The sequence below is a fragment of the Pseudomaricurvus sp. HS19 genome (assembly GCF_009857815.1).
Taxonomy (GTDB): Bacteria; Pseudomonadota; Gammaproteobacteria; order Pseudomonadales; family Cellvibrionaceae; genus Pseudomaricurvus.
The window spans coordinates 1,656,190-1,683,173 of the sequence record NZ_WVVW01000001.1 but is presented as its reverse complement, the minus strand read 5'-3'; the positions used below and the strand labels follow the sequence as shown (position 1 = coordinate 1,683,173).

The 26,984-nt window shown below is 59.9% G+C and carries 22 protein-coding genes; 14 read left to right on the top strand and 8 right to left on the bottom strand.

Annotated features, from left to right (window positions below; translation table 11 throughout):
* Position 1: 1 nt before the first annotated feature.
* From GSF27_RS07555 to GSF27_RS18020, 11 genes are all read left to right on the top strand, one after another.
* Positions 2–820, top strand: coding sequence for an ABC transporter permease (locus tag GSF27_RS07555; protein WP_160967251.1), 819 nt, complete (start codon positions 2–4; stop codon positions 818–820).
* On the top strand, positions 820–1,614 hold the full coding sequence (locus GSF27_RS07550) for an ABC transporter ATP-binding protein (RefSeq protein WP_237457363.1): 795 nt from the start codon (positions 820–822) through the stop codon (positions 1,612–1,614). The genes GSF27_RS07555 and GSF27_RS07550 overlap by 1 nt, the downstream gene beginning before the upstream one ends.
* Before the next feature lie 18 nt (positions 1,615–1,632).
* Complete coding sequence (locus GSF27_RS07545) at positions 1,633–2,364, top strand: urea amidolyase associated protein UAAP1 (protein ID WP_160967249.1); 732 nt, start codon at positions 1,633–1,635, stop codon at positions 2,362–2,364.
* 15 nt (positions 2,365–2,379) lie between these two features.
* Positions 2,380–3,021 carry an urea amidolyase associated protein UAAP2 gene (locus GSF27_RS07540; RefSeq protein WP_160967247.1) on the top strand — a complete coding sequence of 214 codons (642 nt, stop codon included), beginning with the start codon at positions 2,380–2,382 and terminating at the stop codon, positions 3,019–3,021.
* A 109-nt stretch (positions 3,022–3,130) separates the two neighbouring features.
* Positions 3,131–6,736 (top strand): urea carboxylase, encoded by a 3,606-nt coding sequence (gene uca, locus GSF27_RS07535; RefSeq protein ID WP_160967244.1) that lies wholly within the window; start codon positions 3,131–3,133, stop codon positions 6,734–6,736.
* Between the two features lie 46 nt (positions 6,737–6,782).
* Positions 6,783–8,591, top strand: coding sequence for an allophanate hydrolase (gene atzF / locus GSF27_RS07530; RefSeq protein WP_160967242.1), 1,809 nt, complete (start codon positions 6,783–6,785; stop codon positions 8,589–8,591).
* Positions 8,592–8,715: 124 nt separating this feature from the next.
* Positions 8,716–10,128: a DUF898 family protein gene (locus GSF27_RS07525; protein ID WP_160967240.1), complete on the top strand. Its 1,413-nt coding sequence runs from the start codon at positions 8,716–8,718 to the stop codon at positions 10,126–10,128.
* 30 nt (positions 10,129–10,158) lie between these two features.
* A complete protein-coding gene (locus tag GSF27_RS07520; protein WP_160967238.1) occupies positions 10,159–11,547 on the top strand; it encodes an SLC13 family permease in 1,389 nt (462 codons plus the stop codon).
* 224 nt (positions 11,548–11,771) lie between these two features.
* Positions 11,772–13,751, top strand: coding sequence for a TonB-dependent receptor domain-containing protein (locus tag GSF27_RS07515; protein WP_160967236.1), 1,980 nt, complete (start codon positions 11,772–11,774; stop codon positions 13,749–13,751).
* Positions 13,751–14,323, top strand: coding sequence for a YfiR family protein (locus GSF27_RS07510; RefSeq protein WP_160967234.1), 573 nt, complete (start codon positions 13,751–13,753; stop codon positions 14,321–14,323). Before GSF27_RS07515 ends, GSF27_RS07510 begins: the two co-directional genes overlap by 1 nt.
* A gap of 3 nt (positions 14,324–14,326) precedes the next feature.
* Entirely contained in the window at positions 14,327–16,405 is a 2,079-nt protein-coding gene (locus GSF27_RS18020) for a bifunctional diguanylate cyclase/phosphodiesterase (protein WP_160967231.1), read from the top strand.
* Between the two features lie 26 nt (positions 16,406–16,431).
* On the opposite strand, the gene GSF27_RS07500 is transcribed toward GSF27_RS18020, so the two are convergent.
* The 4 genes from GSF27_RS07500 to GSF27_RS07485 form a co-directional block, all read right to left on the bottom strand.
* Positions 16,432–16,893, bottom strand: coding sequence for a GNAT family N-acetyltransferase (locus GSF27_RS07500; RefSeq protein WP_202410291.1), 462 nt, complete (start codon positions 16,891–16,893; stop codon positions 16,432–16,434).
* A gap of 4 nt (positions 16,894–16,897) precedes the next feature.
* Complete coding sequence (gene dapE, locus GSF27_RS07495) at positions 16,898–18,031, bottom strand: succinyl-diaminopimelate desuccinylase (protein ID WP_160967229.1); 1,134 nt, start codon at positions 18,029–18,031, stop codon at positions 16,898–16,900.
* A gap of 164 nt (positions 18,032–18,195) precedes the next feature.
* Entirely contained in the window at positions 18,196–19,230 is a 1,035-nt protein-coding gene (gene dapD / locus GSF27_RS07490) for a 2,3,4,5-tetrahydropyridine-2,6-dicarboxylate N-succinyltransferase (RefSeq protein ID WP_160967227.1), read from the bottom strand.
* A 41-nt stretch (positions 19,231–19,271) separates the two neighbouring features.
* The gene (locus GSF27_RS07485) at positions 19,272–19,616 is read right to left on the bottom strand and encodes an ArsC family reductase (RefSeq protein WP_160967225.1); all 345 of its coding nucleotides are present in this window, start codon (positions 19,614–19,616) and stop codon (positions 19,272–19,274) included.
* 216 nt (positions 19,617–19,832) lie between these two features.
* Between GSF27_RS07485 and GSF27_RS07480 the strand changes: the two genes are divergently transcribed.
* Positions 19,833–20,393: a hypothetical protein gene (locus GSF27_RS07480; protein WP_160967223.1), complete on the top strand. Its 561-nt coding sequence runs from the start codon at positions 19,833–19,835 to the stop codon at positions 20,391–20,393.
* Between the two features lie 209 nt (positions 20,394–20,602).
* Here GSF27_RS07480 and GSF27_RS07475 read toward each other — a convergent pair whose 3' ends face one another.
* Both GSF27_RS07475 and GSF27_RS07470 read right to left on the bottom strand, forming a co-directional pair.
* Positions 20,603–21,877 (bottom strand): aminotransferase class I/II-fold pyridoxal phosphate-dependent enzyme, encoded by a 1,275-nt coding sequence (locus GSF27_RS07475; protein ID WP_160967221.1) that lies wholly within the window; start codon positions 21,875–21,877, stop codon positions 20,603–20,605.
* 263 nt (positions 21,878–22,140) lie between these two features.
* Entirely contained in the window at positions 22,141–22,350 is a 210-nt protein-coding gene (locus GSF27_RS07470; RefSeq protein WP_160967219.1) for a bacterioferritin-associated ferredoxin, read from the bottom strand.
* A 410-nt stretch (positions 22,351–22,760) separates the two neighbouring features.
* On the opposite strand from GSF27_RS07470, the gene GSF27_RS07465 reads away from it, so the two are divergent.
* The gene (locus GSF27_RS07465; protein ID WP_160967217.1) at positions 22,761–23,363 is read left to right on the top strand and encodes a peroxiredoxin; all 603 of its coding nucleotides are present in this window, start codon (positions 22,761–22,763) and stop codon (positions 23,361–23,363) included.
* Positions 23,364–23,432: 69 nt separating this feature from the next.
* On the opposite strand, the gene rnt is transcribed toward GSF27_RS07465, so the two are convergent.
* Together rnt and pyrC are read right to left on the bottom strand one after the other, a co-directional pair.
* Positions 23,433–24,089 carry a ribonuclease T gene (gene rnt / locus GSF27_RS07460; RefSeq protein WP_160967597.1) on the bottom strand — a complete coding sequence of 219 codons (657 nt, stop codon included), beginning with the start codon at positions 24,087–24,089 and terminating at the stop codon, positions 23,433–23,435.
* Positions 24,090–24,118: 29 nt separating this feature from the next.
* Positions 24,119–25,171, bottom strand: a complete 1,053-nt coding sequence (gene pyrC, locus GSF27_RS07455) for a dihydroorotase (RefSeq protein ID WP_160967215.1) — start codon at positions 25,169–25,171, stop codon at positions 24,119–24,121.
* 442 nt (positions 25,172–25,613) lie between these two features.
* Between pyrC and GSF27_RS07450 the strand changes: the two genes are divergently transcribed.
* Positions 25,614–26,837 (top strand): argininosuccinate synthase, encoded by a 1,224-nt coding sequence (locus tag GSF27_RS07450; RefSeq protein WP_160967213.1) that lies wholly within the window; start codon positions 25,614–25,616, stop codon positions 26,835–26,837.
* The last annotated feature ends 147 nt before the right edge of the window (positions 26,838–26,984 follow it).

Sequence of the window (26,984 nt, the reverse complement as noted above, 5' to 3'; positions counted from 1 at the left end):
AATGAAAAAACTCATTAATCAAACCCCGAGTCGCACACTGACGCTGTTCCTCGGCCTGCTGCCTTTCGTGCTGCTGCTGGTGCTCTATGTGGTCAGTTCAGATGCGCGTCTGGAGCTGAATCCCAACGATAAGTTGTTGCCCGGCTTTGGGCAGATCGGTGATGCACTGTCCCGTTACGCGCTGGAGCCCAGTAAGCGCACCGGCGACTATATGTTTTGGCAGGACACCGCCAGCAGTTTAAGTCGTCTGGGCAAGGGCATTGCCATTGCCGCTGTGCTGGGGTTACTGATCGGTATGGTGGCCGGTGCGCTGCCGCTGTTCTCCGCTTGGATGTCGCCACTGCTGACGGTGATCTCACTGATCCCGCCGCTGGCGGTGTTACCAATCCTGTTTATCGTGTTTGGCCTGGGTGAGCTGTCGAAAGTGGCATTGATCGCCATTGGCATCACCCCCTTTATTGCCCGGGATATTGTCGGTCGTACGCGGGAAATTCCCGCCGAACAGCTGGTCAAGGCGCAAACCCTGGGAGCCAACACCTCGCAGATCATGATCCGTGTGATTCTGCCGCAGGTGTTGCCGAAACTGATCGATGCAGTGCGCCTGTCACTGGGTGCCGGCTGGTTGTTCCTGATCTCTTCCGAAGCCATTGCCGCTACCGACGGTCTTGGTTACCGCATCTTCCTGGTACGCCGCTATATGGCCATGGATGTGATCCTGCCTTACGTGGCCTGGATTACGCTGCTGGCATTCCTGATCGATCTCGGCTTGAAGGAACTCAATCGTCGCCTGTTCCCATGGCACGCGCAGGGGGGCAAGTAATGACTGATACCAAACCCATGATTGAAGTAAAGAACGTCTGGAAGCAGTACGGCGACGCCGTCATCCTCGAAGGCATGAACGTGTCGGTGAAGGAGGGCGAGTTTGTCACCCTGGTGGGCACCTCCGGCTGTGGCAAGAGTACGTTCCTCAATATGTTGCTGGGGACCGTGTCGCCCAGTCGCGGTGAAATCCTGCTGGATGGCGAGCCCATTGCCGATGAGCCCGGTCCGGATCGGGGCATTGTGTTCCAGCAGTATTCGGTCTTCCCGCACATGACCGTGCTGGAAAACGTGATTGCCACCAAGGCGTTCCAGAAACCCGGCGCTACCGGTTACCTGTTTGGCGGTGCCCGTCGCGCGGCCAAAGCTGAAGCCACCGAGATGCTGGAGCAGGTGGGTCTCGGTCACGCCCTGAAACGCTATCCCCATGAATTGTCCGGTGGCATGAAGCAGCGCCTGGCCATTGCCCAGGCGCTGTTGGGCAGGCCGCGTATTTTGCTGCTGGACGAGCCATTCGGGGCGCTTGATCCCGGCATTCGTGCCGATATGCACGAGCTGGTACTGAAGTTGTGGCGGGAGTACAAGCTTACTGTGTTTATGGTGACCCACGATCTCAAAGAGGGCTTCTACCTGGGCACCCGCCTGTGGGTGTTTGACAAGCTGCGCCACGATCCCCATGCGCCCAACCGCTTCGGCGCCAACATTACCTACGATCTGCCTGTGGGCCAGGCCGACAAGCAGATCTACAAAGAAATCAACGAGAGCCTCAGGCCTGTGCCCGAGCTCGTTGTGTAATCACTCAGGGAGTTCATCATGAGCGAATACATTCGTTCCATCGAATACACCACGCAGATGGCCAGTGGGTCCCACTGGTCGCTGCGGGTGCGTCGCGGCACCGTTATGCGTCTCACCGACCTGCAGGGTGGTGCCAACGTCGGCATGCTGTTTTACAACCCGGAAAACCTGCTGGAGCGCTACAACGCACCGGATACCCTCAAGTGCCAGCACACCTTCCGCCTGAGCCGCGGTAACTGTCTCTACTCCGACATGGGGCGCATCTTTGCCTCGGTGGTTGAAGACTCCCTTGGCTGGCACGAAACCGTGTGTGGTAACTCCCACGCCAGTCATGTGCAGGCGCGCTGGGGCAAGCGCGATTACCAGAGCGATCACAACGACTGGAAACAGAACGGCCACGATGCCTTCCTCACAGAGCTGGCCAAGTATGGTCTCGGTGCCGCGGATCTCGCCGCCAACGTCAACTGGTTCAGCAAGGTGGCGGTTAACGACGAAGGCGGCATGATTCTGGATCCGGGCCACAGCCAGCCCGGCAGTCAGGTCACCCTGCGTTTCGAGATGGATACCCTGGTGCTGTTGCACACCTGCCCACACCCGCTGGAGCAGGCGGCGGAGTATCCACGCAAGTCGGTACAGATTGAGCTGGGTGTTGCCGCACCGGTGACCGACGACGACTACTGCAAAAACTTCCGCCCGGAAAACGGTCGCGGCTTCCGGAACAATTCGCTGTATCAGCTGGGTCTGAGCTGACAGGAGAGGTAAATCATGTTGTATGAATCTTCATTAACTGCAGAAAACGCGGTGTTTCGTCAGGTGGTGGACGCCGGTGATTACTTTATCGGTGTGGTTAAAGCCGGTGAGACCTTCCGCATTCTCGATCTGGAAGGCAACCAGGCGGCGGACACCCTGTTCTTTAATGCGCACGATCCGGCTGAACGCTACAGCGCCACCGACACCATTCGCGAGCAGGGCAATGTCTACCTCACTGCTGGCTCGAAGCTGCGCTCCAACCACAACAACGTGATGCTGGAGATCGTGGCCGATACCTGTGGTCGCCACGACACACTGGGTGGTGCCTGTGCCACCGAGAGCAACACGGTGCGCTACGATCTGGAAAAGCGCTGCATGCACGCCTGCCGCGACAGCTGGATGCTGGCCATCGCCGAGCACCCGGAGTATGGCATCAGCAAGCGCGATATCAGCCACAACATCAATTTCTTTATGAATGTGCCGGTGACCTCCGAAGGTGGCCTCACGTTTGAAGACGGCATCTCGGCGCCGGGCAAGTATGTAGAGCTGAAGGCGGTGATGGATGTGGTGGTGTTGATCTCCAACTGCCCGCAGCTGAACAACCCCTGTAACGGCTACAATCCGACCCCGATCGAATACATCGTCTGGGCGGCTTAATTACGATTTCTGTTTGACGTTGTCATTTTTCAGCACAACCTCTTTTGACCAACCTCGACGGACGACCGTCGTTGTAAGAACTTCCGGGACGACCCGATACAGGTAGCTTATGTTTACCAAAGTTCTGATCGCGAACCGCGGGGCCATCGCCGTTCGTATTATTCGCACCCTGAAAAAACTCAATATCGCCTCCGTTGCGGTTTATGCCGACAGCGACGCCGACAGCCTGCACGTGCGCCTCGCCGATGAAGCTTACAATCTGGGGGAGGGTGCGGCCGCAGTCACCTACCTGGATGTGGACAAGATCCTCGCCATCGCCAAAGAGAGTGGTGCCCAGGCGATACATCCCGGCTATGGCTTCCTCAGCGAAAACTCGGCGTTTGTGAAGCGCTGCGAGGAAGCGGGCGTTGCCTTTATCGGTCCGACGCCGGAGCAGATGCAGGTGTTTGGCCTCAAGCACAAGGCGCGGGAGCTGGCACAGAACGCCGGCGTGCCCCTCTCCCCCGGTACCGACCTGCTCACCGATCTCGACGCAGCTCTGGTTGCGGCAGACCAGATCGGCTATCCGGTGATGCTGAAGAGCACTGCCGGTGGCGGTGGTATCGGCATGCAGCTCTGCCACTCGGCGGAGCAACTCTCCGGTGCTTTCGATTCCGTGAAGCGTCTCGGTGCCAACAATTTCGCCGACGACGGCGTTTTTATTGAAAAATTTATTGCCCGCGCCCGTCATATCGAGGTGCAGGTTTTTGGTGATGGCAGGGGCGAAGCACTGGCCATCGGCGAGCGCGACTGCTCGAGCCAGCGTCGCAACCAGAAGGTGGTGGAGGAGTGCCCTGCACCCCACCTGACTGACGAGGTGCGCCGTAACCTGCACAGCACCGCGGAAGCCTTGCTCTCCAGCGTCAACTACCGCAATGCCGGTACTGTGGAATTTATCTTCGACGCCGACACCAGTGAATTTTACTTCCTGGAAGTGAACACCCGCCTGCAGGTGGAGCACGGCGTGACCGAAGAGGTCTACGGTGTGGACCTGGTGGAGTGGATGGTACGGCTGGCGGCGGGTGATGAACTGCAACTGGCGGAAAAACGCCAGCAGCTGCAGCCACAGGGGCACGCTATTCAGGTGCGTATCTACGCCGAGGATCCCTATCGCGATTTTCAGCCATGCCCGGGTTTGCTGACCGAAGTGACGTTCCCGGAAGGGGAGGGTGTGCGCATCGATCGCTGGGTGGAGACCGGTATTGAAGTGCCGCCGTACTTCGACCCTATGCTGGCCAAGGTGATTGTGCACGATGGGGATCGGGAAGCGGCGCTGGCCAAACTGCAAAGCGTGCTGGATGAGACCAGCCTGTACGGCAGCGAAACCAACCTCAGCTACCTGCGTGCACTCACCCGCGATGCCAAACTGCTGGCCGGTGAAGTGACCACCCGCTACCTGAACGATTTTGTGTTTTCCCCGGCGCGTATGGATGTGTTGCACGGCGGCACCCAGACCACCATTCAGGATTACCCCGCCCGCAGTGGCTACTGGGATGTGGGCGTGCCGCCTTCCGGCCCGTTTGATAACCGCTCCTTCCGTCTCGCCAACCGCCTGCTGCAGAACGACCCCATGGTGGCCGGCCTGGAAATCACCATGCAGGGGCCGACCCTGCAGTTCAGCAGTGCTACTCAGGTGGTGATTGCCGGCGCCGACATTGATGCAAAGCTGGATGGCGATGCGGTAGCCATGTGGCAGGTCATCAACGTGGCCGCAGGCCAGACCCTGACGCTGGGTCGCATCAAGTCCGAAGGTGCCCGCAGCTATCTGTGTGTGCGTGGCGGTATCCAGTGTCCCGAGTACCTGGGTTCCCGCTCCACCTTTACCCTCGGCCAGTTCGGTGGTCACAACGGCCGTGCGCTGCGCACCGGTGATGTGCTGCACCTGAGCGCAGAGAGCGATGCGGTTGAGTCACAAGCGCTGCCGGTCGAGTTGCAGTCACCCATCAGTAACCAGTGGCAATTGCGGGTGATCTACGGTCCCCACGGCGCGCCGGACTTTTTCACCGATGAGGACATCGATACCTTCTTCGCCCATGAGTGGGAGGTGCACTACAACTCCAGCCGTACCGGTGTGCGCCTGATCGGTCCCAAGCCGAAGTGGGCGCGCAAGGATGGGGGCGAGGCGGGCCTGCACCCCTCCAACATCCACGACAATGCCTATGCGTTTGGTACCGTGGATTTCACCGGTGATATGCCGGTGATCCTTGGCCCGGACGGTCCGTCACTGGGTGGCTTTGTCTGTCCGGCGACGGTGATCAAGGCGGATCTGTGGAAACTGGGCCAGCTGCGCGCCGGCGACAAGATCCGGTTTGTGCCGGTCTCCATCGACGCAGCCGTCGAGCTGGAGGCATCGGACCTGCGCGAAGTGGATGCGCTGTCTGCAGAAACCATTGCGTGGCAACCGCAGCCACTGACCTCTCCCATTCTCGATACTCTGGATGCTTCGGAAGCCGGTGTGCCGGTGGTCTACCGCGCCGCCGGCGATCACTTCCTGCTGGCGGAGTACGGCGAGCAGGTACTGGATATCGAGCTGCGTTTCCGCGCCCACGCCCTGATGCAGTGGCTGAAGAAAAATCCGCTGCCGGGCATGCGCGAGCTGACGCCGGGTATTCGCTCCCTGCAGGTGCACTATGACAGCCAGCAACTGAGCTGGCGGCAGCTGGTGGACCATCTGCAGGCCGGTGAACGCTTTCTGGTAACCCAGTTGGACGAGCTGCGGGTGCCGTCCCGTATCGTGCATATCCCGCTCTCGTGGGATGACGAAGCCTGTCAGCTGGCGATTCAGAAGTACGACCAATCGGTGCGCAAGAATGCGCCCTGGTGCCCCAGCAACCTGGAATTTATCCGTCGCATCAACGGTCTCGACAGCATCGATGATGTGAAGAAGATTGTCTTCGACGCCTCCTACCTGGTGATGGGCCTCGGTGATGTGTATTTGGGGGCGCCGGTGGCCACGCCGGTAGATCCGCGCCATCGCCTGGTGACCACCAAATACAACCCGGCCCGTACCTGGACGGCGGAAAACTCTGTCGGTATCGGTGGCTCCTACCTCTGTGTTTACGGCATGGAAGGTCCCGGCGGTTACCAGTTTGTGGGGCGCACCCTGCAGATGTGGAACCGCTATCGCGAAACCACAGAGTTTACCCAGCCGTGGCTGTTGCGCTTCTTCGACCAGATCCGCTTTTACGAGGTCTCCAATGCCGAGCTGACAGAAATCCGCAAGCAGTTTCCGCAAGGGCGTTACCCGCTGAAGATTGAAGAGAGCAGTTTCAGCCTGGCGGAGTATCAGCAGTTTTTGCAGACCAACGCCGATGATATCGACCAGTTCCGCGATCTGCGCCAGCAGGCGTTTGAGGAGGAGCTGGCCCACTGGCACGCCACCGGACAATTCAATTACGAAGCCGAAGAGCAGGCCAGTACAGCCACCGAGGTGGACTGGCCGGAAGAGAGCTTTGTGCTCGACAGCCCAGTCTCCGGCAGTGTCTGGCAGTCCCAGGTGCAGGTAGGCGATGAAGTGACCGCCGGCAGCACGCTGATGATTCTGGAGTCCATGAAGATGGAGATTCCGGTGCAGACGCCGGTGGCGGGCAAGGTGACCCATGTGTTGCTAAACAGCGGACAACGGGTGGACGCCGGTCAGGCATTAATTGTTATCGAAGAGTCGCAGGACGCGTGAAGTGCGTCGCTGACGAACGCAGAAAAGATTGAAGAGGCTTACAACCATGACACAGATTTCCCGTAACATGACTGTCAGCGCGCTGCGCGGCGCTTATCTGGATGGCTCACTGACACCGGCAGAGCTGTTTGCTGAAATTCGTACCCGTGCCGCGGAGTACGAGGATCGCAATATCTGGATTCACTTGCTTACCGAAGAAGAACAGGCGCCGCTGCTGGCAACGCTGGCGGACAAGGATCCGGCCACCTCGCCACTGTGGGGCATTCCCTTCGCCATCAAGGACAATATCGATCTGGCCGGTATTCCCACCACCGCCGCCTGTAAGGAGTTTGCCTACACGCCCGAGTCCTCGGCCACCGTCGTGCAACAGCTGATTGATGCCGGTGCCATTCCCGTGGGCAAGACCAACCTCGACCAGTTTGCCACCGGCCTGAACGGTACCCGCTCGCCCTGGGGGCCCTGCAAGAACTCTTTCAACCCGGAATATGTCAGCGGTGGTTCCAGCGCTGGCTCTTCCGTGTCTGTGGCGCTGGGTCTGGTGAGCTTCAGTCTCGGCACGGATACCGCCGGTTCCGGTCGCGTGCCGGCCTGCTTTAACAACCTGGTGGGAGTGAAGCCTTCCATTGGCCTGTTGTCCGCCAGCGGTATGTTGCCCGCCTGTCGCAGTCTTGATTGCATTACCATCTTTGCGCTGGATACCGATGATGCCAATGACGTGCTGGCGGTCGCCGAAGGCTATGACAGCACAGATGCCTACAGCCGCAAAAACCCGTTCAATAATGCTGCTCGTCACTACGGAGAGCGCGGCGGCAATCTGCGGGTAGGTGTGATCCCGCCAGCGCAGTTGCAGTTCTTTGGCGATGAAGCCTATGAGAACGCCTATAACAAAACCCTGCAGGAGCTGGCGGCACAGGGCTTCGAATTTGTGGAGATCGACTACGCACCGTTTGAAGAGGCGGCGCGCCTGCTCTACGAAGGCCCCTGGGTGGCGGAGCGCTACCTGGCAGCGCAGCCACTGGTGGATGACAACCCGGACGCGATCTTCCCGGTGGTGCGGCAGATTATCGAGCCCGGCAGCAAGCCCAAAGCCACGGACCTGTTCAAGGCCCAGTATCGCCTGCGCGCGCTGAAGGCTGTCTGCGACGAGACCATGGCCTCGGTAGACTGTTTGCTCACGCCCACGGTCGGCCGCTGCTTCACCATTGAAGAGATGCTGGCAGAGCCGATCCTGCGTAACAGCCAGTTTGGTCTCTACACCAACTTTATGAACCTGCTGGATTACTCGGCGGTGGCGGTACCGACGCAGATGGCCACTAACGGTCTGCCGTTTGGTATCACGCTGGCGGGACAGGTGTTTAAAGATCGCGAACTGCTCTCCATTGCCCGCCGGGTTCACCGCCAGGCCGGACTCACGCTGGGTGCATCGGAGATGCCGGTAGAGTACGCGGACAGTGCAGTAACCGCCGCGACTGCCAGCATTGATGTGGTGGTGTGTGGTGCGCACCTGGATGGCCTGCCGCTCAACTGGCAGCTGCGCGAGCGCGGCGCTGTGCTGAAGAGCAAAACCCACACGGCGCCTTGCTACCGGATGTACGCATTGGCGGGTGGCCCGCCCTATCGTCCGGGGCTGGTCTGTGACGAGAAAGGTTCGTCGATTGAAGTGGAAGTGTGGTCTGTACCTGCGGCGGAGTTCGGCAGTTTTGTTGCCGGCATTCCCGCGCCGCTGGGGATTGGCAAGGTGCGTCTGGCTGACGATTCCCTGGTGACCGGCTTTATCTGCGAGCCTTACGGTATTGAGGGTGCGCAGGAGATCACCCATCTCGGTGGTTGGCGCAGTTACCTGGCAAGTAAATAACCACCGCCTTTGTGCGCACTGGCCGAGGCTAAGGATGGCCCGGTTTGGTCGCTCATGCCTCCTGATGTATGCTGCCCTCTGCATGTACGCAGAACGGAATTCATTCAGGCAGTAAGGGAGAGGCATGACGCAGGCACTATTCGATGTGGTATTCCATGGGGAAGTGCTGGCAGGTTTTTCGCGGGATGAGGTGAAGCAGGCTTTCGCCCGCAGCTTTAAGCTCAGTGACAGCAAAGTTGAGCAGATTTTCAGTGGCAATTGCTATTGTCTCAGAGCGGCACAGGAAGAGATGCCGGCCAGGGATTACCTGCGACGGCTGGAACGTCTTGGTGCCAGGGCGGATCTGGAGCCCAGCCCCGCTGGCGTGGTTGCGCCGGCCCTGGATTCCGGTGTGATTGCCACGGGGGAACCCTCCACAGAACAGGCCCACGGCTTCTGCTTTCACGGCAGCGGCGGCGAATATTTTCGTATCTGGATCGTCAACATCCTGCTCACCATCGCCACCCTGGGGATCTATTCTGCCTGGGCCAAGGTGCGCACCAGACAGTACTTCTACGGCAATACCGAACTCGACGGCAGCCGTTTCACCTATCTCGCCAATCCGGTCGCTATCCTCAAGGGACGTGTGCTTGCCCTCGCGCTGGTCGTCGCCTACGTCGTGGGGACGAGTACCCCACTGTGGTGGGTGTCGGCGCTAGCGGTACTGATGGCGATTCTGATGATTCCCTTCTTTGTACAGCGTGCGCTGACGTTTAACGCCCGCTACAGTGAGTGGCGTAACCTGCGCTTTGATTTTGATGGCAGCTTCCGGATCGCGATGTTGATCTTTACCGGTTTGCCGTTATCGGCGTTGATTTTAATTGGTGTGACGGCGGAAACGATAAACCTGTGGACCACTTCAGTCGGGTGGCTGGTTGCGCCGATGCTGCTGGTGCTGGTCATGGGGGTTCCCTATTTTCTCTACCGGCAGAACCGGTATTGGGTCAGTCATTCAATGTATGGCAGCCGTCATTTTCAATTCGGGGCAGACAGCAGCCAATTTCTGCGGCTATGGCTCAAACTGTTGCTGTGTGCCGCTGCCGCGGCACTGTTGGCAGGATTGGCACTGGCCTTGAAGGGGGCGCTGACCGCAACGTCCATGGTCGGGCCGGGTGGTGAAGATAGCAGTGCCGGCACGGTGTTGGTGCTGCCTTTGGTGTTGCTTGTGTATGCGGTGATGGGCCTCTGTTACCTGTTGCCGCTTATCTGCTTTTCGGTCGGGGCTAACAACCTGGTTTACAACAATACCCGTCTCGGGGATTTTCGCTTGCAGGCCAATTATGAGCTGGGTTCCTATGGCAAGCTGGTGCTGGTTAACGTGCTGCTGACCCTGCTGTCGCTGGGGCTGTATCGTCCCTTCGCCATGGTGCGCACGGCGCGCTACCGGGCAGCGCATACACGGCTGCTGGCCGCCGCATCGCTGGCCGCTTTTGTGGCCCGGGAGCAGGAACAGGTTGGGGCGCAGGGTGAATTCCATGAGCTCGACTTTGGTGTCTGATTTAGTGGAGATGGCATTGGGAGCGATTGCATGACTGAGGCGGCAAAGCGTGGCGCCCTGTGGCTTGGGCCTTTGGCGGCGCTGTTGACCATGGTATTGATGTGGCAGGCCGGCTGGCAGCGAGAGGCCTGCTTTGCCGGTGGCATTACCATCCTGTGCGCGATCTGGTGGGTCTTTGAACCCATTCCGGTGCCCGCCACGTCTCTGTTGCCGCTGGGCGGTTTTCCCCTGCTGGGTGTGCTCAATGGTGAGCAGGTGGCCAGTGCCTATGGCAGTCCGGTTATTCTGCTGTTGGTCGGTGGCGCCATGATGTCGAAGGGGATGGAGCGCAGTGGCCTGCACCGCCGCATTGCCCTGTGGCTGATCCGGGTGTGCGGTACCCGGAGCCTCGCCCGCGTGGTGTTTGGCTTTATGCTGGCGTCGGCGCTGCTGTCCATGTGGATATCCAATACCGCCACGGTACTGATGCTGTTGCCGGTGGCCATGGCGGTGCTGGAAGGGAGCGAAAATCGCCGTTTTACCGTTGCCCTGTTGTTGGGTATCGCCTATGCCGCCAGTATTGGCGGACTGGCAACGCCCATCGGCACACCGCCCAACCTGATTTTCATATCCATTTATCAGCAGTTGGGCGGACGGGAGATCACATTCATTGAGTGGATGGCTATCGGTATACCGGTGGTGGCGTTACTGCTGCCGTTGGCGGCCTGGTGGTTGAGCCGCGGCCTTGACGGCGAGTTGGAGCGGACACTTCACCCTCCCGGAATTATGCGCAGCGCCGAGCAGCGGGTACTGGTGATTTTCTCGTTGGTGATCCTGGCATGGCTGACCCTGAAAAACCCGGCTGGCGGCTGGAGCGATTGGCTGCAGCTGCCCTATGCCAATTACGCCGCCGTGGCCTTTATGGCAGTGGTAGTAATGTTTCTCTGCCCCGATGGCGAAGGGGGACGCTTGCTGGATTGGCCCAGTGCCAGCTCCATTCACTGGGGAGTGATGATTCTGTTCGCCGGGGGAATCGCGATTGCCAAGGCATTTACCGTAACCGGCATCAGTCACGCCGTTGGTGAGCAGCTGTCCGGGTTAGCTGGCTGGCCGTTGCTGGGGGTTATCCTGGTTATATGCCTCGGGGTTACTTTTCTTACCGAGGTCACCAGCAATACTGCTACGGCAACCCTGCTGATGCCGTTGCTGGGCGCTGCCGCAGGATCCACGGATTGGGATCCGGCGCTGCTGATGATACCGGCGGCGCTCAGTGCGACCTGTGCGTTTATGTTGCCGGTGGCCACCGCTCCCAATGCCCTGGTTATGGCTTCGGGGCAGTTGCGGGTAGCGGATATGGCCAGTCGTGGGCTTGTGCTGAATCTTATGGCAGCGACAGTGATTGCGGTGTTGTCCTGGCTGTTGCTGCCTCTGCTGGTGTGATCCGGTTAATAAATATGCTTATTGGTTTGTTTCTGATCGTCAGTGGCAGGGAAAAGAGTTGATTTTGGATAAAGCTTTTTTTGGTCACTTCCTTATAATCGAGTGTTTTAACTTGGGGACTACACGTTAGCGGCAGAGCCGCAGGCGTGAAGGGGGCAGGTGCAGTGATTACTGATTCGTTGTCGGGGGCCGGGCGCAGACCAGGCGGGCGATGGATACTGGCAGTGCTGGTGTTGGCGGGTACGGCAGGGCAGGTGTTTGCCGGAACTGCGGACGAGGTAACCACAGAGGTTGGTTACCAGGCTCTGGCCGATATGTCACTTGAGGAACTGGTGGCCATGGATGTCTTCAAGGCAGCCAACCTGCTGCCGGAGCAGCCCGCCAAGGCACCCGGTACGGTCTACAGTTTCGGCCAGGATGACTTCCGCCGTTTCGGTGTGCGTCGTCTCGACGAGCTGCTGGAATTTGTACCGGGTATGCAGGTCAACCAGTACCGCAAACGCCACCGCTCCATCTGGGCCCGGGGCGTTATCGAGCGTTACAACGACAAGTTTGTGATGTTGATCGATGGCGTGCGCCGTCAGCAGCTCTACTACGGCCATTTTTCCGCGGGTGAAGAGTTACCCCTCGAGTACGTGGAGAAGGTGGAGATTATTCTCGGTCCGGCCTCCAGTCTCTACGGCGCCAATGCTTTCAGCGGCCTGATTTCCATCACCACCCGTGACTTTGCGTCCAAGCCGGAGCTGACGCTCTCGCAGGAGTTCGGTAACCACGAACGCAGCAAAACCACCATGCATTACAACTCGGCTTCCTGGCAGGTGTTTGGCAGTTACCTGGATCAGGAGGCGCCCTTCAGCGATAACCGCCTGAGCTTTGTCGGTGACGATGTTGTGCAGCCCCTGGATGAGAGTTACCAGAATATCTCCGTCAAAGGGCAGCTGCTGCCGGGTCTGACCCTGATGGCCGACTATCGTGAGTCCGATACGCCGTTTGTCTTTATCCCCCCAACCCAGGATGCCTATATCGAGGGGGAAGCCTGGTCGGTTGCGCTGAATTACGAGGTGGGTACTTTCGAAGAGGGGCGGCTGGAGGCCAACATCTACTACCAGGACGACAAGGTTCTGGAGTACGAGCGTGAGCAGCTGACCGGTACGCTGGGCTACGAGGAGCATCAGAACGCCGTCATGTCCGGTGCGACGGTCACCGGCTTCAAGCGCTTCGGTGACCACACACTGGCTCTCGGCACCACCTGGAAGCACGAGCGGGCGGAAAAAATGAGCTATACCCGCAGCTTCAGTTACAACCGTGGCTTTTTCCCCGAGGAGTACGGTGAATTGCTGACTGAGCCCCATATCAGCAACGATGATTACGCCCTGTTCCTGCAGGATGTGTGGGCGCTGAGCGAAACGCTGAAAGTGACAGTGGGGTTGCGACAGGATCACTTTGAGCGCTTTGATGACTATTTCAACTACCGCGCGGCACTGGTCTATTCGCCGGCGGTGCAGCATACCTGGAAGCTGCTCTACGGTACCGCCATTCGCACCCCGACCCTGCGTGAGTACCTGAAGGTTCTGGAGAACACCAGTTTCATGCAGCCGGAACTGGATGCGGAGACCATTGATTCGGTGGAGGCCAGTTACCGCTACGCAGAGGGCGATTGGGATGCGGGTGTTACCCTCTATCACAACACCCTGCACGACTTTATCCGTGAGACACCAACCCCGGATGGTTTTGATGAGTACTTTGCCAACTCCTCCAGCGAGGTGGTTGTGCAAGGGGTGGAGGCGCTGATTTCCAGATCGTTTGGTGACCGGCTGGCGGTTCGTCTCGGCGTGGCCTATGTGGATTTCGATGTGAATAACATTCAGGCGACGTTTCACGATATGCCCTACGTCGCCGAGTGGACCGGTAGCCTGAACCTGGACTACGCCATCAATGACCAGCACCAGGTGGGCCTGTCGGTGATCAGTAACAGCAATCGTCGCGATCTCAACGGCATTGCCAGGGATGATGCCGACAGCTTTGCGCTGCTGAATGCCCACGTCAGCGGGCACCTGTGGGGTAATGTCGATTATCAGGTAGGGGCCGATAACCTGCTGGACGAGCGGGTGATGGATGTGGCCGCTGATTTCGGCACTCAATATAACGTGGAAAAGAGCCGCCGGCAGGTGTGGCTGAAGTTGACTTGGACCCCTGATTTGTAATGCAGACGCTGGTTGGGAATCTTCCTGCCGGCCGCTGCCGGCAGATGTTCTGGATGCTGTTGCTGGTTATGGCAGCATTGCCGGTGCGCGCTGCGGACGTGCAGCCGCAGATGGTCAAGGCGGCGTTTGTTTTCAATATCGCCAAATTTATGAGCTGGCCGGAAGGTACGGACGAACAGGCACCGTTCACCTTCTGTTTTTACCGGAGGGACTCCCTGGGGGAGGCGTTTGAGCTGTTACAGAGCCGGGGAATTGCCGGGCGGGAACTGCAGGCAAGGGTGGTGGAAAAGTGGCGCACATCCAGCGGTTGTGACCTGCTGCTGGTTCCGGAAGAGGAGCTGCTGGCCTTTAAGCTGGAGGCTCGGGGGCTGCCGACGCGTCCGACCCTGGTGGTGGCGGACCTGACCGACGAGGAGTCCAGGGGCATGGCGCACACAGGGGTTCACGTGGCGCTGGTGAGGCAGGGCGCACGCATCGCCTTTGAGGTCCATTTGGACGAATTGCAGCGTTCAGGCTTGAAAGCGAGCTCAGAGTTGTTGAAACTGGCAAGAATTGTCCGGGATAACGGTTAAAAGATGCAGATCTTGGGGCGCTATTCGATACGCAAAACCCTGCAGCTGGTCATTCTGGTGGCCAGTAGCTCGGCGTTGCTGATGGCGACCATTGGCTTCTCGGTCAACGACTGGTACGCCTCCCGTGCCCAGTTGTTCGAGCAGCTGCGCTCGGAAGCCTCCATTATCGCCAATAACAGCCTCGCGGCCCTCACCTTTGAGGACCAGGATGCGGCACGACGCACCTTGGCGAGCCTGGTTAGTGAGCGCAATATCATTGCCGCCGCGCTCTACCGGGATGACGGCACCCGCTTTGCCAGTTTCGAAAAACAGACCGGATTCCTGCCTGACTCGACCTTCGAGCAGGGGCAGGGCGAGTATGGGGAGCTGCTGTTCCTGCAGTTGCCTATCGTACTGGGGGAAGAGACGCTGGGGGCTATCCTGCTGCTGGCGGACCACAGTGACTGGCAGAAGCGCCAGGTGGTGCGGCTGCTGACCGCCTTCGGGCTGTTTGTGCTCTCCCTGATGTTGGCCATGCTGATTTCCTCGCGCCTGCAGCGACTGGTGACCCAGCCGTTGTTTGTGCTCACCGACACCGCCCGCCGTATTACCCAGAGCCGTGACTACAGTGTGCGTGCTGAAGTGCTTTCCGGGGATGAGATTGGCCGCCTGGCGTCGGACTTTAATGAGATGCTGGATCAGATCCAGCTGCGCGATGAGGAGCTGCGCCGGGCTCAGGAGCAACTGGAAGACAAGGTGGCCGAGCGCACCCTGGAGTTGCAGGACCTGGCCCGCCGCCTGGAGCACCAGGCCTATCACGACTCCCTCACCGGTCTGGCCAACCGTATTACCTTCGATAACCGCCTGCGTGACGGTATCAGCCAAGCACGGCGTTTCGGTGGCCAGCTGTCGGTGATGTTCCTTGACCTGGACCGCTTCAAGGTGATCAATGACACCCTTGGTCATGGTACTGGTGACCGCCTGCTGGTGGAGGTGGCGCGTCGCCTGAAGAATTGCCTGCGGGAAACTGACACCCTGGCCCGTCTGGGCGGGGACGAATTTGCGGTACTGCTGGTGGATGTGGATCCGGGGCACACCGGTGATGTGGCCAACAAGCTGTTGCACACGGTGCGGCAGCCCATGGAGATCAACGGTCACAGCCTGCAGCTTACCAGCAGTATCGGCATCTCGGTGTACCCGGGGGATGGCGATACTGCCGCCGCCATTCTCAAGAATGCCGACACTGCCATGTACCGCTCCAAGGATCGTGGTCGCAATCGCCTGACTTTCTTCGCACCGGATATGAACGAGCGCGTGGAGCGCCGGTTGGTGCTGGAGAACAAGTTGCGCAGGGCTATTCATGAGTCCCGTTTCTCCCTCGCCTACCAGGCCAAGTGGTCCTGCAAGGACAGCCAGCTGGTGGGTGTGGAGGTGTTGGTGCGCTGGGTCGACGAGGAGGAGGGTAATATCTCGCCGGAGGAGTTTATCCCGCTGGCGGAAGATTGTGGCCTGATTGTGGATATCGACCTGTGGGTACTGGAGAACGCCTGCCGCGATATGCTCAAGCTGCATCGCCAGGGCTTTGCCGACCTGCAGCTGTCGGTGAACTTCTCACCGCTGCACTTTGCCCACCACGACGCCTACATGGATGTAGCCAATATCCTGGTGAAAACCGGTTTCCCGGGGCACAAGCTGGAGCTGGAGATCACCGAGGGCCTGATTGGTCCCGACGCCGAAGATGTGTGCGGTCAATTGCGGGCCATCAATGATCTGGGTGTGGAGATCTCCATCGATGACTTCGGCACGGCTTATTCTTCACTCAGCCGCCTCAAGCAGCTGCCACTGCACACACTCAAGATCGACCGCGCGTTTATCCGCGATCTGGGTCGGGACAGCGATGACGAGACCCTGGTGAAAACCATCATCACCATGGGCCACAACCTCAACCTGAAGATTGTGGCTGAGGGAATCGAAACCCAGCAGCAGCACGACTTTGTGGTCAGCCACGGCTGTGATGCGGTGCAGGGGCATCTGTTCAGCAAGGCGGTCAGTTTTGCCGAATTGCAGCAGCTGGCGCAGCGCGCGGAATTGATCAGTGCCTGAGAATTATCGGGTTACCTGACAAGGTCTTAATGGGCCGGCGTGAGGTTCTTGCGCATGGCCAAGTGCTCAATGCCCGCTTCCATAAAACGCTCACCCTCGCCGCTATACCCCAGCCTTTCGTAAAAGCCGAGCGCGCTTACCTGCGCGTACAGCCAGGTGGACTGCAAGCCCGAGCGGATGGCCTCCGCTTCCAGTGCCTGCATGATCTGCACGCCCAGTCCGTGGTTACGCCACGGTGCCAAAACCGCCACACGACCGATCTTGCCCTGTTGCGGCGCCCCGGGTTGCAGGTCGAGGCGGCCACAGGCTATGGCCTCACCGTCACAGCGCAGCAGGGCGTGGACGCAGTGTGGGTCGCGATCGTCCCACTCCTCCTCCTGTGGCACCTGCTGCTCGTCGATAAAGACACGACCGCGCACTTCCCGCAGGCCGGTGGCCTGATCGGCAAACCGGCACAGGAGCAGCTCGCAGCCGGGAGGCAGGTTCACCGTGTCAGGCCAGCAGGCGGCTGAGAATGCCGCGGTACATGGCGGTGAGCTGCTCCAGCTCGGCGACGTTGGTGCTTTCGTCCACCTTGTGGATGGTGGCGTTGACCGGTCCCAGTTCCACCACCTGAGCCCCGGTGGGGGCGATAAAGCGGCCGTCGGAGGTGCCGCCGGCGGTGGAGAGCTCAGTCTCAATGCCGGCATCGCGGATGGCGGCCACGGCAGCTTCCACCAGCGGACCTTCGGCGGTGAGGAAGGGCTGGCCGCTGAGGCGCCAGTCGATGCTGTACTTGAGGCCGTGCTTGTCGAGGATGGCCTCGGTGCGCTCCCGCAGCTGCTGTTCGGTGAGTTCGGTGGAGAAGCGGAAGTTAAAAATCACTTCCACCTCACCGGGAATCACGTTGGTGGCGCCGGTTCCGGAGTTGATGTTGGAGACCTGGAAGCTGGTGGCAGGGAAGAAGTCATTACCCTGGTCCCACTCTTCGGCGGCCAGCTCGGCCAGCGCCGGAGCCAACCGGTGGATGGGGTTGTCCGCCAGGTGCGGGTAGGCCACATGGCCCTGCACACCGTGCACGGTCAGCCAGCAGCCGAGCGAGCCGCGGCGGCCATTCTTGATGGTGTCGCCGGTGACGTTGGTACTGGAGGGCTCCCCCACCACGCACCAGGTGATTTTTTCGTTCTGCGCTTCCAGCCACTCCACCACTTTCACCGTGCCATTTACCGCCGGGCCTTCCTCGTCACTGGTAATCAGGAAGGCGATGCGGCCCTGGTGGTCCGGGTGTTCCGCCGCAAACTCTTCACAGGCCACTACCATGGCGGCGAGGCTGCCCTTCATGTCGGCGGCGCCGCGGCCATAGAGCATGCCGTCCTTGATGGTGGGCTCGAAGGGCGGTGTCTGCCACTGGCTTTCGGGGCCGGTGGGGACGACATCGGTGTGGCCGGCAAAACAGAGGATGGGGCCGTCACTGCCGCGCACGGCCCAGAGGTTGTCCACCTCCCCAAAGCGCAGGTGCTCAATATGAAAGCCGCAGGCCTGCAGGCGCGCTGCCATCATCTTCTGGCAGTTGGCGTCTTCCGGTGTGACGGAGGGGCAGCGGATCAGATCGCAGGTGAACTGCAGGGTGGGGGTGACATCGCTCATGGTGACAGGGCTGGCCGTGTTTGCAAAAAGGGCGGGCATTCTACCGTAATTCGCCGGGAGCAGCGAGGTGGCCGGGTCAGGAGGGAAGAGCAATGGACGGAGCTGTAAAGGGGGAGAGGCCCGGGCACAGCAGACGCTGCACCCGGACAGGAGCGTGACGGCGATCAGTTGTTCGCGTGCAGCTCTTCGTTCAGCGCAATGGCGCTCTTGTTGGTGCGGCACTCCACCGCGCCGGAAACGGAGTTGCGGCGGAACAGCAGGTCGGACTTGCCGGCCAGGTCGCGGGCCTTGACGGTATCCACCACTTCACCGCGATCGTCCAGTACGGCGACACGGGTGCCGGCAGTGATGTAGAGACCGGCTTCCACCGTGCAGCGGTCACCGAGGGGAATACCGATACCGGCGTTGGCGCCCAGCAGGCACTCGTCGCCGACGGAGATGACGATGTTACCGCCACCGGAGAGGGTGCCCATGGTGGAGCAGCCACCGCCCAGGTCGGAGCCCTTGCCGACAAATACGCCGGCGGAGATACGGCCTTCGATCATGCCCGGGCCTTCGGTGCCGGCGTTAAAGTTGACGAAGCCTTCGTGCATGATGGTGGTGCCTTCGCCGATGTAGGCGCCCAGGCGCACACGGGCAGTGTGGGCAATGCGCACACCCTTGGGTACCACGTAGTTGGTCATTTTGGGGAACTTGTCGACGCAGTCCACGTCCAGCAGCTCGCCATTGAGGCGCGCCTGCAGTTGGCGCTCCGGCAGTTCCGCCAGGTCTACGGCGCCCTGGTTGGTCCAGGCGACGTTGGGCAGGGTGCCGAACATGCCGTCCAGCACGATGCCGTGTGGCTTCACCAGGCGGTGGGAGAGCAGGTGCAGCTTCAGGTAGACCTCGGGCACGGTGGTGGGAGCGATGTCGCTCTCCAGCAGGGTGGCTACCAGCGGACGCTTGCTGTTCTGGAAGGCGCGGGCCACGGCTGCCTGGGCGTTGTCACCGGCGGTTTCCAGGGCGTCGGCCAGCTGCGCGGCTTTGGCACCGTCCAGCGCGATGGCCTGGTTGCCACCGCTGTAGCCCAGCAGGTCGGCAATGGCTTTGGCGACGGCAGGGGTGGGGTTCAGTTGTGGCTCGGCGTAGAACACTTCCAGCCAGTCACCGTTCTTGTTGGTGGTGCCTGTACCCAGGCCCAGAGCGAAAAGTTGAGTCATGGTTGTTATCCGTCTGATTGCGAAAAGTTAGGGGGCTGCTGTCAGCCAAAAATGGCATCGTAGTCGGCTGCCTTGAAACCGACACCGGTGTGGTTGTCGTGCTCCAGCAGCGGACGCTTGATCAGTGTGGGGTTGGCGGTGACCAGCGCAGCGGCGGTATCAGCGTTGAGGCCTGCCTTGCTGGCGTCGTCCAGCTCTTTCCAGGTGGTGCTGCGTTTATTGACCAGCGTCTCCCAGCCCAGCTGTTCCACCCAGCCCTGCACCCGGGCCTGGTCGAGGCCGTCCTTGCGGAAGTCGTGGAAGCGGTAGTCGATACCGTTCTGCTCCAGCCACTGGCGCGCTTTCTTTACCGTGTCGCAGTTGCTGATGCCGTAGAGTGTGGTCATGGCTGCTCCTTCTTGTGTGAGGCCCCGCCGAAGGGCCGCCCGGGGGCGGCAAAGAATACCAAAAAGGTGTGGCTGAATCACCCGCACATGGGCTTCCGGCCCAAGCCGTGGTGCCTGCGTGTAACATTTCTGCCCCGGGGGAATTATCAACAGCGGCCTAAACGAATAGACTAGCGTGATAGCGGGGAGCGATCCCGGATTGCACAGGAGCATCAAGTGACATCCGCAACGGATAATAAGGATCTGGTCTGGGATCTGGATTTGTTTAACCAGCGCCAGCGGGCTGTGGACTTTGTCATGCGCTTCGAGAACAAGCTCTGTGTCTATTCCGATTCGGTGCGCCAGCTCTACACCAACTACAACATCTTCTTTCCCAAGGAGGAGAACCGGCGCCTGGTGATCCTCCCTAATCCCTATGCCCACCACGATATTTTCCATTCGGTACCGGAAGAGGCGATTACCCCCACCGGGCTGGCGGTGGTGCCGGGGGATGCCGTGGGGAAGCAGGGGCTGCACCTGCTGATCCCGTTCCGCAGTGGTAAAACCCGCTACCGGGCGGTGCCCCTGCAGGCGGGGCTGCGCATCGTCAATCAACAGCGGGCGGCCCATACGCCGCTGCTGCCGGTGCTGAAAAAGGGGGATCTGCGGGAGCTGGAAGCCAGGTCACCGTGCCTGCACCTGCACAGTATTCATCTCAACCGCCTGTTGCAGCTGTCGAGCCTGGAAGTGAAGGGGATTCAGCAGGTAATTCTGGAGCGCCTGGCCAGCATCAAGTAGTGGCCGTCAGGTCTGCCGGAGGGCAGATGGCCGGGGATGGGCCGGCGGGTTAACCGGGAACTTACAGGTTGGGATACTTTTTACAGAAGGGAGTTTTTGTAGAAGGGATTTTTGTAGCAGGGAATGTTGCTGCCAGAGGGTTGTCCGGTGAGCCTTGAGCAGCGACTCACCGGTCAACAGGGCCCCGGGCTTGCCCCGGAGCCGATTCATTACGCCAGTTGTGCCCGTACAGACGCCAGCTTCACGCACACTTCAAACACCTTCATGGCCTTGTCCACATCCCCAACGGTTGGAACGGTAGGCGCAATGCGGATATTGCGGTCAGCCGGGTCCTGGCCGTAGGGGAAGGTGGCACCGGCGGGGGTCAGTTTGACACCGGCCTCAGCGGCCAGCTTGACCACGGCCCTGGCGCAACCGGGACGGGTATCAAAGGAGATAAAGTAGCCGCCCACGGGCTTTTCCCAGCTGCCGAGATCGGTGCCGTCAAACGCGCGGGAGAGGTTCTCCAGAACGCTGCTGAAGCGAGGTTTGATAATGTCGGCGTGCTTCTGCATGTGCGCCTGCAGGGCTGCCATGTCAGGCAGCAGGCGCATATGGCGCAGCTGGTTCACCTTGTCCGGGCCGATGGTGCAGTTGCCCAGGGCTTTTTTGAAGCCGGCCAGGTTGGCAGCGGAAGCGGCCATAAAGGCCACACCGGAGCCGGCGTGGGTAATCTTGGAAGTAGAGGCAAACTGCAGCACGCTGTCTTCGGTACCGGCGCGGGCACAGGCTTCGGCGATATTGGCCAGCTGCGGCGGGTTGTCGATCAGGTCGTGTACGCAGTAGGCGTTGTCCCAGAAGACGCGGAAGTTGGGGTTGGCGATTTTCGCCAGCAGGGCGATGCGCTCAACGGTCTCATCGCTGTACACCACACCGGTAGGGTTGGAGTACTTGGGCACACACCACATACCAACGATCTGCTGGTCGGCCTTGAGCATGGCTTCAACCTTATCCATGTCGGGACCGGTGGCCAGCATGGGCACGGTGACCAGCTCAATGCCCACCTGCTCACAGACGGAGAAGTGGCGGTCGTAGCCGGGCACCGGGCAGAGGAATTTGGCGTTTTCCAGCTTGCCCCACGCGGATTCAGCGCCGGTGAGGCCGTATTCGTATGCAAACTGCACCGCCTGGAACATCATGGTCAGGCTGCTGTTGCCGCCGGCCAGTACATTGGCGGCGTCCACGCCCAGAATATTGGCGCCCAGCTGACGAGCCTCGGCGATGCCTTCCAGACCGCCGTAGTTTCGGGTGTCGGTGCCATCGGCAGCGAGGTAGTTACCCTGCAGAATGCCGTCCAGGTCGTCGGACAGGCTCAGCTGCTCGGCAGAGGGTTTGCCGCGGGTGAGGTCGAGGTTGAGTGACTGGGCCTGCAGTTGCGCGTACTGCTGGCTGAGCTCGGCTTCCCATTGTTGCAGTTGTTCGGGGGTGGCGTTATCCAGTTGCAAGGTCTTTATCCTCTGGGTGGAGTTGCAGGGAACTGCGACTCGCGTTGGGTGGACGGTATCGATGGTGTTCATCAAAGGGGCAGCATTATACCTGCGGTGCAGGGCTGATATAAAGCGTCCGCGAGGGTTCTGCAGGGTAACAAGGGGTTTTTGAGGGGTAAAAAATTACCGCGGTAACGGGTGTCGGGTGGGTGTGGGCTGGCGGTTGGGGAGGTGATGCGGCTGCCACAGGCGGAGGGCAGCCGGGAAGTACAGAAGGGGGGTTAGCCGGCGGCGTAGAACATGGGTTCCTGACCGGCCAGTTGGTGACTGGCAAGGGTCTCATCGACGATCTGCTTGGCCATAAGTCCGCAGCGACCGCACTGGCTCATGATGTCGAGTTCCTGGCGCACCTGACGCAAGGTGGTGGCACCACCATAGATGGCGTCTTTGATCTGGGTGTCGGTAATACCCCTGCACAGGCAAACGTACATAAAAGTGAACCCCTCAGTCCTGTTGGTCGCCTGCCCTGAAGTGTAGTCGCGGGCAGCTGCTGTTATTTGATCTACAGTTTCGATGCTAGTGGTAATGAGAATTGTTGTCAACTCCTTCTGAGATGGATTCGTATTTAGATTTGTTGGGTGTGTAGTGGCCGGGTTCTGTGATGCAGTGAGCATCATCATATTCCGGTAATCAGCGTGATATAAAAAATCAATGGGATTCACCGGTAGCGGTGTGTACTATAGTTAACTGCTATTGAGGGTTGCACTTCTCATAAATTGACGCCACTTGAGCGGGCGATTTTAGGGGTGCACTCTGCAAAGCCTGAATTCAATATGCAGTGCATTCGCGCTGCATACCACCACATCTGTTTGTGATGTATCAACAATAAGGGAGATTTCTCATGGGCGTATTAGTAGGCAAGCCAGCACCGGACTTTACTGCAGCGGCAGTTCTGGGCAGCGGCGAGATCGTTGACGGCTTTACCCTGTCCGAAGCCATCAAAGGCAAAAAAGCAGTGATTTTCTTCTACCCGCTGGACTTCACCTTCGTATGTCCTTCCGAGCTGCTGGCGTTTGACCACCGCTTTGAAGAGTTCGCCAAGCGTGGCTGTGAAGTGATCGGCGTATCCATCGATTCCCAGTTCTCTCACAACGCCTGGCGTAACACCCCCGTTAATGCGGGTGGTATCGGCGCTGTGAAGTACACCCTGGTTGCTGACACCAAGCACGCCATCTGCCAGGCCTACGACGTTGAGTCCGCTGGCGGTGTGGCTTTCCGCGGTTCTTTCCTGATCGACGAGGACGGCCTGGTACGTCACCAGGTAGTTAACGACCTGCCATTGGGTCGTAACGTTGACGAGATGCTGCGCATGGTTGACGCGCTGGCGTTCCACCAGGAGCACGGTGAAGTGTGCCCGGCTGGCTGGAACAAGGGTGACAAGGGTATGACTGCTTCTCCGGACGGCGTTGCTGCTTACCTGAGCGAGAATGCCGACAAGCTGTAAGCTGCCGGTTACTCCGCTCCACAAAAAAAGGCCAGGGTTCACACCCTGGCCTTTTTTATTGTCTGCCACTTAATCCAGCGGTGGCGGCCAGCCCCCCAGCGCTTGCCAGCGGTTGACGATCAGGCAGAAGAGGTCGGCGGTCTTCTCGGCGTCGTAGGCGGCGGTGTGGGCCTGGCTGTTGGAGAAGTCGATACCGGCCGCCTGGCAGGTTTTGGCCAACACTGTCTGGCCGAACGCCAGGCCACTGAGGGTGGCGGTATCGAAACAGCTGAACGGGTGGAAGGGGTTGCGCTTGATGTCGCAGCGGTTGGCGGCGGCATTGACGAAGCCCAGGTCGAAGTGGGCGTTGTGGGCCACCATCACGGCGCGGGTGCAGCCGTGGTGCTTGACCGTGCGGCGAATCTCGCGGAACAGCTCTGCCAGTGCAAAGTCCTCCGGTACGGCGTCACGTTCCGGGTCTTCCAGGTCAATACCGGTAAAATCCAGTGCCGACTGCTCGATATTGGCCCCTTCAAACGGCTCGATGTGGAAATCGAAGGTCTGGTCGCGCACCAGCAGGCCGTCGTCGTTCATGTCCAGGGTGACGGCGGCAATTTCCAGCAGGGCGTCACCGTCGGCGTTGAAGCCGCCGGTCTCCACGTCAACGATCACCGGCAGGAAGCCGCGAAAACGCTGCGCCAGTGGCGACTTGTTGCTGTTGCTGTCCAGTGTCACGGCGGGTTCCATCGTGGTCACATTCTGCTCCTTAGGCCCCATCAGGCGGTGCGGCGCCAATGCAGGGTTTCTCCACCCAGCAATGGTGTCAGCTCGTCATCACCCAGTGGCATGCGCTCGGGCAGCTGCCACTCCTCACGGGAGAGGGTGATGGTGTCGGTGTGGCGTGGCAGTCGATAGAAGTCCGCCCCAAAACCGCTGGCGAAATCTTCCAGCTTGTCCAGTGCGCCGGCACGGTCGAAGGCTTCCGCGTAGAGTTCGATGGCGTGATAGGCGGTGTAGCAGCCGGCACAGCCACAGGCCGCTTCTTTCTTGTTGCGGGCGTGGGGGGCGGAGTCGGTTCCGAGGAAAAACCTGGGGTTGCCACTGGTGGCTGCGGCGATCAGCGCCTGCTGGTGCACGTTGCGCTTCAGGATCGGCAGGCAGTAGTAGTGCGGGCGGATACCGCCGGCCAGCATGTGGTTGCGGTTAAACAGCAGGTGGTGCGCGGTAATGGTGGCGGCAATGTTGTCGCCGGCAGCGCTGACAAATTCCGCCGCGTCTTTGGTGGTGATGTGCTCCAGCACCATCTTCAGGGCGGGGAAGTCCTTGCTGATCTGCACCAGGGTGCGGTCAATAAAGGCTTTTTCCCGGTCAAAAATATCGATCTCGGCATCGGTGACTTCGCCGTGCATCAGAAAGTGGATGCCGTGTTTCTCCATCGCCTCAAGGGTGGGGTAGAGCTTGTTGAGGTCGGTCACGCCGGAGTCGGAGTTGGTGGTGGCGCCGGCCGGGTAGAGCTTGCAGGCCACCACGCCGGCCGCTTTGGCGGCGGCAATCTGCTCCGGGGTGGTGTTGTCCGTCAGGTAGATCACCATCAGCGGTTCAAACTGGCTGCCGGCGGGGACGTGGCTGAGAATACGGTCGCGGTAGCCCAGTGCCTGTTCGGCATTGAGTACGGGCGGCACCAGGTTGGGCATGATAATGGCGCGGCCAAAGGTGCGTGCCGCATCTGCAACCGTGTGTTGCAGGGCGGCGCCATCGCGCAGGTGGATATGCCAGTCGTCGGGACGCCGGATCGTAAGAGTCTGGGCCGTGGTGGTCGGCTGGGTCATGCAGGGCTCCTGGCTGAGAGGGTAACCGGTAAACAGGGCGGGGAGCGGCGACGCTCCGGGAGGCGCATGCTACAGGAAATGGCCCATTAAATCACGGTGGCGGGCGGTCTGTAAGGGTATTCAGGGTGCGGCAGAGTCCCGTTGACTGCCTGCGGGGCGGGTGTGGGGCTCGCGATTACGCCGGGGTTTGCGGCTACTGGTCTGAAATGGTGCGGCTGGTGCTGGCCTGGCGGCGTTGCAACTTGGAAAATGTACAATTGTTGTCCACAATGACTGGAGCTTGAGCGCCGCGGGCGCTGCGGGCACCTGTGCTCCTCAGATGGCCCTGCAATCTGCTGGGCTTTACGTATAAGAAAAGCTACAATTCGCGCCCAAAATTTCATGTGGCTGGCAGTAGATAGCTGCGGCAGCCATTGTCATTGTGCTTGTGCCGGAGATAGGTATGTCATCGATCAAAAAGGTAGTGCTGGCGTATTCAGGGGGGCTGGATACATCTGTGATCGTCAGGTGGCTGCAGGAGACCTATAACTGTGAGGTGGTGACCTTCACCGCCGATATCGGTCAGGGTGAAGAGGTAGCACCGGCGCGCGCCAAGGCTGAGGCCATGGGCGTTAAGGAAATCTACATCGACGACCTGCGTGAAGAGTTTGCCCGCGATTTCGTGTTCCCCATGTTCCGTGCCAACGCTATCTATGAAGGTGAATACCTGCTGGGTACCTCCATTGCCCGCCCGCTGATTGCCAAGCGACTGATCGAGATCGCCCAGGAGACCGGTGCTGATGCCATCTCCCACGGTGCTACCGGTAAAGGTAACGATCAGGTGCGTTTCGAGCTGGGTGCCTATGCGCTGATGCCCGGTATCCAGGTGATTGCGCCCTGGCGTGAGTGGGACCTGACCTCCCGCGAAACACTGATGAAATATTGCGAAGACCATAATATTCCTGTGGACTTCGCCAAATCCAAGAAGAAATCCCCTTACTCCATGGATGCCAACCTGCTGCACATCTCCTACGAAGGCGGCAACCTGGAAGATCCGTGGTGGGAAGCCAATGACCCGGAAATGTGGCGTTGGACCGTGGCTCCGGAAGACGCTCCGGATGAGCCTACCTACGTTGTGCTCACTTACGAGAAGGGCGATGTGGTGGCCATTGACGGTCAGCCCATGTCTCCTGCCCAGGTTATGGAGCATCTCAACAAGGTGGCTGGTGCCAACGGTGTGGGTCGACTGGATATCGTCGAAAACCGCTACGTGGGCATGAAGTCCCGCGGCTGTTACGAGACCCCGGCGGGTACGGTATTGATGAAGGCTCACCGCGGTATCGAATCCCTGACCCTGGATCGTGAAGCGGCACACCTGAAAGATGAGCTGATGCCACGCTACGCCAAGCTGGTCTACAACGGCTACTGGTGGAGCCCCGAGCGCAAGATGCTGCAGGCAGCCATCGATGAGTCCCAGCAGAATGTGAATGGCGACGTGCGGGTGAAACTGTACAAGGGCGCTGTGAGCGTTGTTGGTCGTCGCTCCGCCGACAGCCTGTTCGACGAGAAGGTTGCTACCTTTGAAGACGATGCCGGTGCCTACGACCAGAAAGATGCGGCGGGCTTTATCAAGCTCAACGCCCTGCGTATGCGCATCGCTGCCCGCAAAGGCCGCAAACTGCTTTAAGTCCGGCTGAGCCCGGATTGTGACCTGCTGCCCCGGGCAGCCGGTTGCAGTTGATTCGTATCAAACGCCGCGGCCCGTGGCTGCGGCAAAATGTCGCACCATACATTGGGAAGGTGCGCGCGCCGGCGTCGGTTTGACGCAGGGAGA

Bases quoted from the DNA above. Each gene is read 5' to 3' on its own strand.
- GSF27_RS07470 (WP_160967219.1), bottom strand. From the start codon at position 22,350: ATGTACGTTTGCCTGTGCAGGGGTATTACCGACACCCAGATCAAAGAC.
- rnt (WP_160967597.1), bottom strand. From the start codon at position 24,089: ATGGAACCCGCCGTGACACTGGACAGCAACAGCAACAAGTCGCCACTG.
- GSF27_RS07485 (WP_160967225.1), bottom strand. From the start codon at position 19,616: ATGACCACACTCTACGGCATCAGCAACTGCGACACGGTAAAGAAAGCG.
- GSF27_RS07465 (WP_160967217.1), top strand. From the start codon at position 22,761: ATGGGCGTATTAGTAGGCAAGCCAGCACCGGACTTTACTGCAGCGGCA.
- GSF27_RS07450 (WP_160967213.1), top strand. From the start codon at position 25,614: ATGTCATCGATCAAAAAGGTAGTGCTGGCGTATTCAGGGGGGCTGGAT.
- GSF27_RS18020 (WP_160967231.1), top strand. From the start codon at position 14,327: ATGCAGATCTTGGGGCGCTATTCGATACGCAAAACCCTGCAGCTGGTC.
- dapD (WP_160967227.1), bottom strand. From the start codon at position 19,230: ATGACTCAACTTTTCGCTCTGGGCCTGGGTACAGGCACCACCAACAAG.
- atzF (WP_160967242.1), top strand. From the start codon at position 6,783: ATGACACAGATTTCCCGTAACATGACTGTCAGCGCGCTGCGCGGCGCT.
- GSF27_RS07555 (WP_160967251.1), top strand. From the start codon at position 2: ATGAAAAAACTCATTAATCAAACCCCGAGTCGCACACTGACGCTGTTC.
- dapE (WP_160967229.1), bottom strand. From the start codon at position 18,031: ATGAGCGATGTCACCCCCACCCTGCAGTTCACCTGCGATCTGATCCGC.
- GSF27_RS07545 (WP_160967249.1), top strand. From the start codon at position 1,633: ATGAGCGAATACATTCGTTCCATCGAATACACCACGCAGATGGCCAGT.
- GSF27_RS07525 (WP_160967240.1), top strand. From the start codon at position 8,716: ATGACGCAGGCACTATTCGATGTGGTATTCCATGGGGAAGTGCTGGCA.
- GSF27_RS07520 (WP_160967238.1), top strand. From the start codon at position 10,159: ATGACTGAGGCGGCAAAGCGTGGCGCCCTGTGGCTTGGGCCTTTGGCG.
- GSF27_RS07550 (WP_237457363.1), top strand. From the start codon at position 820: ATGACTGATACCAAACCCATGATTGAAGTAAAGAACGTCTGGAAGCAG.
- pyrC (WP_160967215.1), bottom strand. From the start codon at position 25,171: ATGACCCAGCCGACCACCACGGCCCAGACTCTTACGATCCGGCGTCCC.
- uca (WP_160967244.1), top strand. From the start codon at position 3,131: ATGTTTACCAAAGTTCTGATCGCGAACCGCGGGGCCATCGCCGTTCGT.
- GSF27_RS07510 (WP_160967234.1), top strand. From the start codon at position 13,751: ATGCAGACGCTGGTTGGGAATCTTCCTGCCGGCCGCTGCCGGCAGATG.
- GSF27_RS07540 (WP_160967247.1), top strand. From the start codon at position 2,380: ATGTTGTATGAATCTTCATTAACTGCAGAAAACGCGGTGTTTCGTCAG.